The 12,272-nt window shown below is 69.8% G+C and carries 12 protein-coding genes; 7 read left to right on the top strand and 5 right to left on the bottom strand.

The window, feature by feature from the left end:
- Positions 1 to 59 precede the first annotated feature (59 nt).
- Positions 60 to 935 (top strand): rhomboid family intramembrane serine protease, encoded by an 876-nt coding sequence (locus OG299_RS20230; protein WP_327362221.1) that lies wholly within the window; start codon positions 60 to 62, stop codon positions 933 to 935.
- Positions 936 to 1,077: 142 nt separating this feature from the next.
- Here OG299_RS20230 and crgA read toward each other — a convergent pair whose 3' ends face one another.
- The gene (crgA, locus tag OG299_RS20225; protein ID WP_030153143.1) at positions 1,078 to 1,332 is read right to left on the bottom strand and encodes a cell division protein CrgA; all 255 of its coding nucleotides are present in this window, start codon (positions 1,330 to 1,332) and stop codon (positions 1,078 to 1,080) included.
- Positions 1,333 to 1,423: 91 nt separating this feature from the next.
- Here crgA and OG299_RS20220 point away from each other — a divergent pair, with 91 nt between their 5' ends.
- The 6 genes from OG299_RS20220 (at position 1,424) to OG299_RS20195 (ending at position 5,399) form a co-directional block, all read left to right on the top strand.
- Positions 1,424 to 2,212 (top strand): DUF881 domain-containing protein, encoded by a 789-nt coding sequence (locus tag OG299_RS20220; protein ID WP_266627550.1) that lies wholly within the window; start codon positions 1,424 to 1,426, stop codon positions 2,210 to 2,212.
- Positions 2,184 to 2,954 carry a class E sortase gene (locus OG299_RS20215; RefSeq protein WP_327362220.1) on the top strand — a complete coding sequence of 257 codons (771 nt, stop codon included), beginning with the start codon at positions 2,184 to 2,186 and terminating at the stop codon, positions 2,952 to 2,954. Before OG299_RS20220 ends, OG299_RS20215 begins: the two co-directional genes overlap by 29 nt.
- A 91-nt stretch (positions 2,955 to 3,045) precedes the next feature.
- Complete coding sequence (locus tag OG299_RS20210) at positions 3,046 to 3,222, top strand: hypothetical protein (protein ID WP_030292686.1); 177 nt, start codon at positions 3,046 to 3,048, stop codon at positions 3,220 to 3,222.
- The gene (locus OG299_RS20205) at positions 3,219 to 3,857 is read left to right on the top strand and encodes an aminodeoxychorismate/anthranilate synthase component II (RefSeq protein WP_266627547.1); all 639 of its coding nucleotides are present in this window, start codon (positions 3,219 to 3,221) and stop codon (positions 3,855 to 3,857) included. Before OG299_RS20210 ends, OG299_RS20205 begins: the two co-directional genes overlap by 4 nt.
- Entirely contained in the window at positions 3,854 to 4,666 is an 813-nt protein-coding gene (locus OG299_RS20200) for a class E sortase (RefSeq protein WP_442817522.1), read from the top strand. Before OG299_RS20205 ends, OG299_RS20200 begins: the two co-directional genes overlap by 4 nt.
- A gap of 13 nt (positions 4,667 to 4,679) precedes the next feature.
- Entirely contained in the window at positions 4,680 to 5,399 is a 720-nt protein-coding gene (locus OG299_RS20195) for a class E sortase (RefSeq protein WP_266627546.1), read from the top strand.
- Between the two features lie 103 nt (positions 5,400 to 5,502).
- Here OG299_RS20195 and pknB read toward each other — a convergent pair whose 3' ends face one another.
- From pknB to OG299_RS20175, 4 genes are all read right to left on the bottom strand, one after another.
- Positions 5,503 to 7,539: a Stk1 family PASTA domain-containing Ser/Thr kinase gene (pknB, locus tag OG299_RS20190; RefSeq protein ID WP_327362219.1), complete on the bottom strand. Its 2,037-nt coding sequence runs from the start codon at positions 7,537 to 7,539 to the stop codon at positions 5,503 to 5,505.
- 213 nt (positions 7,540 to 7,752) lie between these two features.
- Positions 7,753 to 9,222 carry a peptidoglycan D,D-transpeptidase FtsI family protein gene (locus OG299_RS20185; protein ID WP_266627543.1) on the bottom strand — a complete coding sequence of 490 codons (1,470 nt, stop codon included), beginning with the start codon at positions 9,220 to 9,222 and terminating at the stop codon, positions 7,753 to 7,755.
- Positions 9,219 to 10,643 (bottom strand): FtsW/RodA/SpoVE family cell cycle protein, encoded by a 1,425-nt coding sequence (locus OG299_RS20180; protein ID WP_266627541.1) that lies wholly within the window; start codon positions 10,641 to 10,643, stop codon positions 9,219 to 9,221. The genes OG299_RS20185 and OG299_RS20180 overlap by 4 nt, the downstream gene beginning before the upstream one ends.
- Positions 10,644 to 10,677: 34 nt before the next feature.
- A complete protein-coding gene (locus OG299_RS20175; protein ID WP_327362218.1) occupies positions 10,678 to 12,141 on the bottom strand; it encodes a PP2C family protein-serine/threonine phosphatase in 1,464 nt (487 codons plus the stop codon).
- Positions 12,142 to 12,272: the final 131 nt, after the last annotated feature.

The following is a 12,272-nucleotide window of genomic DNA, read 5'->3' as shown; positions in this document are numbered from 1 at the left end:
GGATGTGTACCGGACCGGCGGGGTGCACGCCCTGCCCCCGCCGCTGATCGAGGGGACCGATGGACACCGACCGTCTGCCGGGCTGCTACCGCCACCCGGACCGCGACACGGGGATCCGCTGCACGCGCTGCGAGCGGCCCATCTGCCCCGAGTGCATGATCAGCGCCTCGGTCGGCTTCCAGTGCCCCGAATGCGTCCGTGACGGCTCCGGCACCGGCCACGGCCCGGCAGCGAACGCGCCGCGCACCGTGGCGGGCGGGGTGGTGGCCGCCGATCCCCACCTCGTCACCAAGATCCTCATCGGGATCAACGTCGCGGTGTTCCTGGTGGGGCAGCTCGCGCCGGCGGTCGTCGTCCAGCTGGAGCTGCTCGGGCGGTACGTCGAGTACTTCGGCGGTCCTGTCGAGGGCGTCTCCACCGGCCAGTACCACCGGCTGCTGACCTCGGTGTTCCTGCACGTGGAGTGGTGGCACATCGCGGGCAACATGCTGGCCCTGTGGGTGATCGGCGGCCCGCTGGAAGCGGCCCTGGGCCGGGCCCGCTACCTCGCCGTCTTCCTGTTGTCGGGCCTGGGCGCAAGCGCCCTCGTCTATCTGCTGACCGCTCCGAACACACCGACCCTCGGCGCCTCCGGCGCCATCTTCGGCCTGCTCGGCGCCACCGTCGTCCTGGTGCGCCGGCTGCGCTACGAGATGCGGCCGGTGATCACCATGGTCGTGCTCATGCTGGTGCTGACCTTCGTGCCCTTCGGCGGCAGCCTGTCCGTGTCCTGGCAGGCCCACATCGGCGGCCTGGTGACCGGCCTGCTGGTCGGTCTGGGCATGGTGGGACCGGCCGCCGGCAGGAAGCGCACGCTCGTCCAGTGGGGGACCTGCGCGGCGGCATTCCTGCTGGCAGCGGCGGTGGTCCTGATCCGTACGGCCGAACTCACCTGATCACACCGGCGTCAACACTCCACAGGGTTATCCACAGATCTTCTGTCTTTTCCTCAGGTGTGGATGACGCTGTGGATAACTCATGGGGAGAGCTTGTCGGACCCGGTGCGCCTGTGCTTGTCGGCGCTCGGACCGGGCCCGGCTACTTCCACTGAGTGGAGACGCCGAACCCCGCCGCGATGAAGCCGAAACCGACCACGATGTTCCAGTTGCCCAGTGCCTCGATCGGCAGCTGGGTCTCGGTCACGTAGAAGACGACGATCCACGCGAGACCGATCAGGAAGAACGCCAGCATGACCGGGGCGACCCAGCTGCGGTTGGTCAGCCTGATGGTCTGCGCCTGCTTCGCCGGCGGCGGCGTGTAGTCGTCCTTCTTGCGGATACGTGACTTCGGCACGAGGGGCTCTCCTGTCGATGCGCTGGGGACCTGGCCTGCCCCGGGCGTCCGTTAGCGTAGTGGACCTGTGGCGTTGAAGGAGAAGGGTACGTTGAGCAATTCCGACGACTCCTCCGTGGGTCCCCGTCGCCGGGCCAAACCGGTCCGGCTGCTGACCGCCGCCGTTTTCGCCCTGGCCGGCCTCATCTTCGTCACCAGCTTCAACACGTCCAAGGGTACGAACATCCGGACGGACGCCTCGCTCCTCAAGCTCTCGGACCTGATCCACGAGCGCAGCCAGAACAATGCGCTGCTCGAGCAGAGCACCGCGGCCGTCCGCAGCCGGGTGGACGCGCTCGCAGAGCGTGACGACGGCAGCACCAAGGCCGAGGACGCGAAACTGGCCGCCCTGCGTGTCGCCTCCGGCACCGAGCCGCTGTCCGGCAAGGGCCTCACGGTCACCCTGAACGACGCCCCGCCGAACGCCACGGCTCGCATCCCCAACGTGCCCGAGCCGCAGCCCAACGACCTGGTGATCCACCAGCAGGACCTCCAGGCCGTGGTGAACGCCCTGTGGCAGGGCGGCGCCCAGGGCATCCAGGTCATGGACCAGCGGCTGATCTCCACCAGCGCGGTGCGCTGCGTGGGCAACACGCTGATCCTCCAGGGCCGCGTCTACTCGCCCCCGTACAAGGTGTCGGCGGTCGGCGACCCGGCCGCGCTGCGCAAGGCGCTCGCCGCCTCCCCGGCCCTGCAGAACTACCAGCTGTACGTGACGGCGTACGGGCTCGGGTGGAAAGTGGACGAGCACAAGGAGCTGACACTCCCCGGGTACTCCGGCACAGTGGACCTCCACTATGCGAAGCCGCTGGATGCCTCTTCCGCGACCAGCACGCCGTGACGCCGTCCTGCGCCTGGTGGTGCGGACCTTCAGCGAGGTGTGCCTGACGGCGGGCACGCTGATCGTGCTCTTCGTCGCGTACGTCCTGCTGTGGACCGGGGTCAAGGCCGACCGGGCCATGGACGGGGAGATGGCGCGGATGCGCGACCGCTGGGCCTCGGCCGCCGCCCCCGCACCCGCCCCGGCCGCCCCCGTCCCGTCCGCCCCGTCCGCGAGCCCGGCCGCCCCGCAGCCCGCACCCTCCCCGCCGGCGCAGGACGGGCCCGCGTACCCCCCGGGCCGGGCCTTCGCCGAGATGTACATCCCGCGCTTCGGCCCGGACTGGAACAAGCCGGTCCTCGAGGGCACCGGTACGGAGCTGCTGAAGAAGGGCCTCGGCCACTACGCGGGCACGGCCAGCCTCGGCGCCGCCGGGAACTTCTCGGTGGCGGGCCACCGGCGGACCTACGGCGACCCCTTCAAGGACTTCCCCGAGCTGCGCCCCGGCGACGCCGTGATCCTCAAGGACGCGACGGCCTGGTACACGTACACGGTCCGCAGCGAGCCGCTGCGCACACTGCCCACCGACGTCGGGGTGGTCGACCCGGTGCCGCGCAGGTCGCCGTTCACGGGCCCGGGCCGGTACCTGACGCTGACGACCTGCGATCCGGAATGGGGCCACAGCCACCGGCTGGTCGTGTGGGCCGAGCTGACGCAGACCCGGACGGTCGCCCAGGGCCGCCCGGAGGGTTTGCCGAGCTGACCCACCGGGCCGGGCCGCTGCCTTTAGTCTGTTTGCGTACCGCCCCCGCGGTGCGGTGGGTTGTTCGTGGACGGATAAGGAAACAGACGGCATGTACGGCTGGATCTGGCGGCATCTGCCGGGCAACGCGTGGATTCGCGCGCTGATCTCCCTCGTACTGGTCTTCGCGGTGGTCTTCGTGCTGTTCCAGTACGTCTTCCCGTGGGCCGAGCCGCTGCTCCCGTTCAACGACGTAACGGTGGACGAGGGATCGGGAGCCACTCCGTGAGCGCGCGCATTCTGGTTGTCGACAACTACGACAGCTTTGTCTTCAACCTGGTCCAGTACCTGTACCAGCTCGGCGCCGAGTGCGAGGTGCTGCGCAACGACGAGGTCGAACTCGCCCACGCGCAGGACGGCTTCGACGGCGTGCTGCTGTCGCCCGGACCGGGAACGCCGGAGCAGGCGGGCGTCTGCATCGACATGGTCCGCCACTGCGCCGACACCGGGGTCCCGGTCTTCGGCGTGTGCCTGGGCATGCAGTCCATGGCCGTCGCGTACGGCGGCGTCGTGGACCGGGCGCCCGAGCTGCTGCACGGGAAGACCTCGCCGGTGGTGCACGGGGGCCTCGGCGTCTTCGAGGGGCTGCCTTCGCCGTTCACGGCGACCCGCTACCACTCGCTCGCGGCCGAGCCGGGGACCCTGCCGGACGTGCTGGAGGTCACCGCGCGTACCGAGGACGGGATCATCATGGGGCTGCGGCACCGGGAGCACGACGTCGAGGGCGTGCAGTTCCACCCCGAGTCGGTGCTGACCGAGTGGGGCCACCGGATGCTCGCGAACTGGCTGGTGCGCTGCGGGGACGCGGGGGCCGTCGAGCGCTCGGTGGGGCTGGCCCCGGTGGTGGGCAAGGCCGTCGCGTGACCGCGGTCGCGCCGTCCGCGCCCACGCAGGGCCGGGCCGCGCGGCGCAGGGCAGCTCAGGAGGCCGCGAAGCGCTCGCGGAGGCGGGGAGGCGGGCGGCGGCGCAGGCGGCCCGAGTCGGGCGGCCCGGCGGTCGTCGCGAGCCGGCTCGCCGGGGAGCTGTTCATCACGCTGGGCGTGGTGATGCTGCTGTTCGTCGCCTACCAGCTCTGGTACACGAACGTGCTGGCGGAGCGGACGGCGAACGGGGCGGCGGGTTCGCTGCGGCAGACCTGGGAGCGGGACCCGGGCGGGGCCGCCGCGCCGCTCGTCTCGGCGTTCGAGCCGGGGCAGGGGTTCGCGATCCTCTACATCCCGAAGCTGGACGTGAAGGTGCCCGTGGCGGAGGGGATCAGCAAGCCGAAGGTGCTCGACAAGGGGATGGTCGGGCACTACGGGGACGGCGCGCTGAAGACGGCGATGCCGGCCGACCAGCAGGGCAATTTCGCGCTGGCGGGCCACCGCAACACCCATGGCGAACCGTTCCGCTACATCAACCGGCTGGTGCCGGGCGACCCCGTCGTGGTCGAGACGCGGGACGCGTACTACACGTACGAGATCACCTCGTCGCTGGCGCAGACGCCGCCGACGAACGTGTCGGTGATCAAACCGGTGCCGGAGGGGTCGGGTTTCACCTCCCCGGGCCGGTACATCACGCTGACGACCTGCACCCCGGAGTTCACGAGCACCTACCGGATGATCGTATGGGGCAGGATGACCGGTGAACGCCCCCGCAGCCAGGGTGCTCCGCCCGCGCTGACCAGCCCGTAAGGACGAACAAGCAGTGTCACGTGCCGCACCGCCGCCCCAGCAGAGCCGCAGTGTGCTCGCCGGGTTCCTGAGCCTGCTGGGCGAGTTCCTGATCACCGTGGGCCTGGTCCTGGGCCTGTTCGTCGCGTACTCGCTGTGGTGGACGAACGTCCTCGCGGACCGGCAGGCCTCGGCGCGCGGAGACGACGTCCGCCGGCAGTGGCAGAGCGCCCCGGGGGCGAACGCGCCCGCGGCGCCGGGGGCGCTGGACACCATGGACGGCATCGGCTTCCTGCACGTGCCGGCGATGAAGAACGGCGAGGTCCTGGTCAAGCGGGGCACGGCGCCGGACGTCCTCAACGACGGCGTGGCCGGGTACTACACCGACCCGGTGAAGGCGGCCCTGCCGTGGGAGCCGTCGGGGAACTTCTCGCTGGCGGCGCACCGGGACGGGCACGGGGCGAAGTTCCACAACATCGACAAGGTGAAGGACGGCGACGCGGTCGTCTTCGAGACGCGGGACACCTGGTACGTGTACAAGGTCTTCGCGGAGCTGCGGCAGACCTCGAAGTACAACGTGGACGTGATCTCGGCGGTCCCGAAGGAGTCGGGGCGGACGGCTCCCGGCCGTTTCATCACGCTGACCACCTGCACGCCGGTGTACACGTCGAAGTTCCGGTACATCGTCTGGGGCGAGCTGGTGCGCACGCAGAAGGTGGACGCGCAGCGCACGCTCCCGGCGGAGCTGCGCTGACACGGACGGACCCCGACCCCACGCGGACACGGGAAAGCCCCTGTGAGCGGCCTCAGAGCCGCTCACAGGGGCTTTCGTACGTCTCCGCGTGGAACGCCGTCGGCTAGCGCCGGCCGCCCGTCAGGCCGCCGAAGAACGTCCCGCCGTTGTTGTTGCCGCCGTCCTGCGGGCCGGCCACCGTCTGGACGTTGATCACCCGGCCCGCCTCGACGGGCGTGCCCGCCGGCGGATCGGTCTGCATGACGATCGCCTTGTCGTCCGTCGGACCCGCGATGACCTGGAGGCTCAGGCCCCGGCTCGCGAGGTCCGCCTTGGCCTGGGCGACGGTCTTGGTGATCAGCTGCGGGACCTGGGTCTGCTGGCCCGCCTTGGCGATCTGCACATTGACGGTCGTCCCCACGGCGAGCTGCTCGCCCGCCAGGTACTGCTGCTGGACGATCGTCTTCGGCGGGGCACCGGGCGAGTCGACCTCCGTCACGCTGCCCAGCTTGAGCTTGGCGTCGTTCAGAGCCTTGACCGCTGCCTCCCTGGTCTTCCCGAGGAGGTCAGGCATGTCGGACTTCGACTGCTCCTTGGCGACCGTCAGCGTGACGGTCGAGCCCTTCGGGGCCTTGCCGCCGCTCTTCGGGGTCTGGTCCAGGACGGTGCCGGCGGTCCGGTCGGACTCCTGGGTCTTCTTCTCGACCGCGAAACCCTTGTCCTTGAGCGCCTTCTCGGCGTCCTCGAACTTCACGTTGAGGACGTCGGGCACGTCGACGTTCGGTGCGCCCGAGGAGACCTTGACCTTGACCGTGGAGCCCTTGTCGACCTTGGTGTCGGGCGCCGGGTTCTGCGAACAGATCGCGCCCTTGGGCTGGTTCTCGCAGGCCTCGTCGGCTTCCTTCTCGACCTTGAGGCCGACGTTGTCGCCGGTCTTCTGCGCCTGCTCGAGGGTCACGCCGATGAGCTTCGGCACGCTGGGCCGGTTGTCGGCGCCGCCGCTGAAGAGGGAGCGGCCGATGAGGATGGCGCCGACCAGGACGAGGATGCCGGCCGTGACCAGCAGGATCGTCGAGGCCTTGCTCTTCTTCTGCTGGCGGCGGCCGTGGCCGCCCTGGTCGTAGCCGCCCTGGCCGGCGTACCCGGCGGAGCCGTTGTATCCGCCGTCGCCCTGGGGCATCGGCGGGAGCATGGAGGTCTGGCCGGAGTCGGCGGCGCGCAGGGCGGTGGTGGGCTGGTCGTAGCCCTGCTGTCCGTAGCCGTGGCCCTGGTCGGGGTAGCCGTAGCCGGGGGCGCCCATGGCGGCCGCCGCGGCAACGGGCTGGCCCTCGAGGCAGGCCTCGATGTCGGCGCGCATCTCGTCGGCGGACTGGTAGCGGTAGTCGGGGTCCTTGACCAGCGCCTTCAACACGATCGCGTCCATCTCGGGCGTGATCTCGGGGTCGAAGTTCGACGGCGGCTGGGGTTCCTCCCGTACGTGCTGGTACGCGACGGCGACCGGGGAGTCGCCGATGAACGGCGGCCGGACGCTGAGGAGTTCGTACAGCAGGCAGCCCGCGGAGTAGAGGTCGGAGCGTGCGTCGACCTGCTCGCCCTTGGCCTGCTCAGGGGAGAGGTACTGGGCGGTGCCGATGACGGCCGCGGTCTGCGTCATGGTCATGCCGGAGTCGCCCATGGCACGGGCGATGCCGAAGTCCATGACCTTGACCTGGCCGTTGCGGGTGAGCATGACGTTGGCCGGCTTGATGTCGCGGTGCACGATTCCGGCGCGGTGCGAGTACTCGAGGGCCTGGAGGATGCCGATGGTCATTTCCAGGGTGCGCTCGGGCAGCAGCTTGCGGCCGGAGTGCAGGAGCTCACGCAGGGTGGAACCGTCGACGTACTCCATCACGATGTACGGGATGGAGATGTTGTCGACGTAGTCCTCGCCGGTGTCGTAGACGGCGACGATCGCCGGGTGGTTCAGCGACGCGGCCGACTGGGCCTCGCGACGGAACCGGGCCTGGAAGGACGGGTCGCGGGCGAGATCGGCGCGCAAGGTCTTGACGGCGACGGTACGGCCGAGCCGGGTGTCGTGGGCGAGGTAGACCTCGGCCATGCCACCGCGGCCGAGCACGTGGCTCAGCTCGTACCGGCCGCCGAGGCGACGCGGCTCTTCCATAACGTTGCAGCCCTCTCCGTCAGTCCCGACCGCACCCGTGTGTGGTCCGGCGGTGTGCTGTTCGCGCAAAGGCTACCGGCCGATCGTCGGTGATCGGTTCGTGACCACAGGCTGATACAGGACCGGTACCGTACGCTCGGATCCGGGCGGGAACAGTGATGTGGATCACTCCAGTTCGGCTTTTGCGCCCCTTTTGGTCTTTGCGCTCCCCCGTCAGCCCTGGTTCTTCAGGACGGCTTCCATGACGGCCTTCGCGACCGGGGCCGCGAGGCCGCCACCGCTGATGTCCTCGCGGTCGGCCTCGCTGTCCTCGATGACGACGGCGACGGCGACCGGGGAGCCCTTGTCGGTCTTGGCGTAGGAGATGAACCACGCGTAGGGGCGCTTGGCGTTCTTCTCGCCGTGCTGGGCGGTGCCCGTCTTGCCGCCGACGGTGACGCCGCTGATCTTGGCCTTGCCGCCGGTGCCGTTCTCGTTCTCGACGACGTTGACCATCATCTGCTGGAGCTTCTGCGCGTTGCCGGGCGAGAGCGGGCGGCTCATCTCCTGCGGCTCGTGCTTCTCGATGATGTCGAGGTTGGGAGCGGTGAGCTGGTCGACCATGTACGGCTTCATCAGCTTGCCGTCGTTGGCGACGGCCGCGGCGACCATCGCCATCTGGAGCGGGGTGGCGGCGGTGTTGTACTGGCCGATCGCGGAGAGCGAGTTGCTCGGCCGGTCCATGTTCTTGTCGTAGACGCTGGCGAACGCCCGGACCGGGGTGTCGATCTTGTCGTTGTTGAAGCCGAACTTCTGCGCCGTCTCCAGCATCTTGTCCTTCGTCACCTTGTCGGCGACGTTGGCGAAGACCGAGTTGCAGGACACCTGGAGCGCGAAGTTGAGGGTCGCCTTCTCGCAGCCCTTGGCGTGGTTGACCATCGGGGTCTTGGTCGTCGGCAGCAGGAACGGCTCGGGGGTGTCCGTCGGCGCGTTGATGTCGGTGACGACGCCGTGCTCCAGGGCGGCCGCGGCGGTGACGACCTTGAAGGTCGAGCCGGGCGGGTAGGTCTCGCGCAGGGCGCGGTTGACGAGCTTCTTCTCCGCGCTGTCCTTCAGCTCGACCCAGGCCTTCTCGTCGGTCTTGGAGTTGCCGGCGAAGCTGGACGGATCGTACGAGGGGGTGCTGACCAGGGCCAGGATGGCGCCGGTGCGCGGGTCGATCGCGGCGACGGCGCCCGTCTTGGTGCCGAGCTTGTCGAAGGCGGCCTGCTGGGCCTCCGGCATCAGCGTGGTGACGACGTTGCCGCCGGCCTTCTTCTCGCCGGTGAACATGCCGATCGTGCGGTCGAAGAACAGCCGGTCGTCGTTGCCGGTGAGGATCTTGTCCTCGAGGGACTCGAGCTGGGTGGAGCCGAAGGCCTGGGAGGCGTACCCGGTCACGGGCGCCCAGAGCGGTCCGTCGATGTAGGTCCGCTTGTACTTGTAGTCGCTGCCGTCCGTGGTGTCGGACCCGGTGATGGCCTTGCCGCCCGCGACGATGATGTTGCCGCGCTGGGTGGCGTACTGGGCGATCTGGACCCGGCGGTTCTCCTTGCGGGTGCTGAGTTCCTCGGCCTGGACGTACTGGAGCCAGTTGGTCCGGATCAGCAGGGCGAGGACGAGCAGCCCGCAGAAGATCGAGATGCGGCGCAGGGGCTTGTTCATGACGGGCGGACCACCTGGGTCATCTCGGAGTCGGGGGACGGTGCCGGTGCCGGGGCGGGGCGGCGTGCGGTGTCGCTGATCCGGATGAGGATCCCGATGAGGGCCCAGTTCGCGAGGACGGACGAACCGCCGGATGCGAGGAAGGGCATGGTCATGCCGGTCAGGGGGATGAGGCCCATGACACCGCCGGCGACCACGAAGATCTGCAGGGCGAAGGCGCCGGAGAGACCGATGGCGAAGAGCTTGCCGAAGGGGTCGCGGGCGGCGAGGGCGGTGCGCACGCCGCGCTCGATGATCAGGCCGTAGAGCAGGAGGAAGGCCATGACGCCCGCGAGGCCGAGCTCTTCGCCGACCGTGGAGAAGATGAAGTCGGAGTTGGCGGCGAATCCGATGAGGTCGGAGTTGCCCTGGCCCCAGCCGGTGCCGAGGACCCCGCCGGAGCCGAAGCTCATGATCGACTGGCCGACCTGCTCGCAGGCGCCCGACTTGGAGTAGCAGGCGAAGGGGTCGAGCCAGGCGTTGACGCGGACCTTGACGTGGCTGGCGGTCGCGCCGACGACGCCGGCTCCGGCCACGCTCATGACCAGGCCGATGACGATCCAGCTGGTGCGCTCGGTGGCCACGTACAGCATGATCACGAACATGCCGAAGAAGAGCAGCGAGGTGCCGAGGTCGTTCTCGAAGACGAGGACGAGCAGGCTCATCGCCCAGATCATCAGGATGGGGCCGAGGTCGCGGCCGCGCGGCAGGTAGAGGCCCATGAAGCGGCGGCTGGCCAGGGCGAGCGCATCGCGCTTCACCATCAGGTAGCCGGCGAAGAAGATCGCGATGACGATCTTCGCGAACTCGCCGGGCTGGATGGAGAAGCCGCCGACGCTGATCCAGATCTTCGCGCCGAAGACGTCGGCGCCGAGGCCCGGCACGACCGGCAGGATCAGCAGGACCAGCGAGGCCGCCATGGAGATGTACGTGAACCGCTGCAGGGTGCGGTGGTCCTTGAGCAGCAGCAGCACGCCGGCGAACAGGGCGATGGCCACGGCGGTGTACATCATCTGGCGGGGGGCCGACTCGGAGAAGTGGCCGAAGCTCCGCTTGGCCAGGTTCTGCAGCCGCTCGGACTGGTCGAGCCGCCAGATCAGGACGCAGCCGAGCCCGTTGAGCAGTGTCGCGATCGGCAGCAGCAGCGGGTCCGCGTACTTCGCGTAGCGGCGCACCACGAGGTGGGCGATGCCGGCGAGGACGGCGAGGCCGCCTCCGTACGCGACCATGCCGGGAGGCAGCTTGCCGTGGATCGACAGGCCCACGTTGGCGTAGGCGAAGATCGGGATGACCACGGCGAAAACGAGCAGCAGGAGCTCGGTGTTCCGCCGGCTCGGCAGCTCGATGGCGCCGATGGTGGTCGTGTTGGTGACAACGCTCATGGTGTGGCAGGCCCCCTGTGCCCGCGGGTGTCTACTACTGCTTGCCGCAGAGGCCGACCAGCGACTGCTCCGAGGGAGTCAGGCTGGGGCCGGGTGCTGGTGGGTTCTGCGCTTCCGCGGCGCGGCGCTCCTCGTCCTTCTTGCAGGCGGTGACCTGGGCGCCGAGTTCGTCGATCTTCTGACGGGCGCCGTCGAGGCTGGTCTCGGTGATGGTGGCCTCGACCAGCTTGCGCTTGAAGGGCGGGAGGTACTTCAGTTCGATGTCGGTGCGGTCGTTCTCCACCTTGGAGAGCTCCAGCGGGCCGAGGTTCTGGCTGATGCCGCGGAACAGCGCGACGTGCTCGCCCTTGACGCCGATGTAGAACTGGGTCTGGGTCCAGCGGTGGGCGGCGTAGAGGCCGCCTCCGACGACACCGGCGACGATCAGCAGGATCAGGGTGCGGGTGGTCCACTTGCGCCCTTTGCTGCGGCGCCGGCGGGGGTGGTCGTACGTGTCGTCGTAGCGGGAGTCGTCGTCGTACGGATCGGGTTCGCCGAAGCTGCCGTACGTGCCGCCGCCCTGGCCCTGGTCGGGGTATCCGTAGCCGGGGGCCTCGCCGCTGCCGGGGGGCCCGAAGGCGCCGGCCGGCGGGGGGGCCTGGCGGCCCAGGCCCGAGGCGCGGCCCGCCGGGGTCTGCATGGCGTTGCCGCCGTCGAAGAGCTGGTGCTGGTTCTCGGCGACCGCGCCGACGACGACCGGGGTGTCGTTCAGCTGGGCGGCGAGGGTGTCGCCGCTGTCGGTGTCGAGGACGTCCGCGACGATGCAGGTGATGTTGTCCGGTCCGCCGCCGCGCAGGGCGAGCTGGATCAGGGCCTGCACGGTCTCGTGGGGGCCGTGGTAGCCGGCGAGCGTCTCTTCCAGGGTCTGGTGCGAGACGACGCCGGACAGGCCGTCGGAGCAGATCAGGTAGCGGTCGCCGGTACGGACCTCGCGGATCGAGAGGTCGGGTTCGACGGTGTCACCGCTGCCGAGCGCCCGCATGAGGAGCGAGCGCTGCGGGTGGGTGGTGGCTTCCTCTTCGGTGATCCGGCCCTCGTCGACGAGGCGCTGCACCCAGGTGTGGTCCTGGGTGATCTGCGTGAGGACGCCGTCGCGGAGCAGGTAGGCGCGGGAGTCGCCGACGTGGACGAGTCCGAGGCGCTGGCCGGTCCACAGGAGCGCGGTCAGGGTGGTGCCCATGCCCTCGAGCTGGGCGTCCTCCTCGACCATGACGCGCAGCTGGTCGTTCGCGCGCTGCACGGCAGTGGCGAGCGAAGTGAGGATGTCGGAGCCCGGGACGTCGTCGTCGAGCTGCACGAGCGAGGAGATCACCTCGGAGCTCGCGACCTCGCCGGCGGCCTGGCCGCCCATGCCGTCGGCGACGGCGAGGAGACGGGGCCCGGCATAGCCGGAGTCCTCGTTGCCCTCGCGGATCATGCCCTTGTGGGATCCGGCGGCGAACCGCAGGGACAGACTCATGCGCACCTGCCCAGTCGACGCTTCCTCCGGGTACAACCGGTCTCGAGCCACACTGCCCACCCTCCGGTCGGGAGCGCGCTCGGGTCCGTGTCCTGGGTGGGCCGGACTGCCGCGGCTCGCTCGCTCCGCTC

It is taken from the genome of Streptomyces sp. NBC_01296 (assembly GCF_035984415.1).
Classification (GTDB): domain Bacteria; phylum Actinomycetota; class Actinomycetes; order Streptomycetales; family Streptomycetaceae; genus Streptomyces.
The sequence above is the reverse complement of the archived record's forward strand: the minus strand, read 5'-3'. Positions and strand labels throughout refer to the sequence as shown.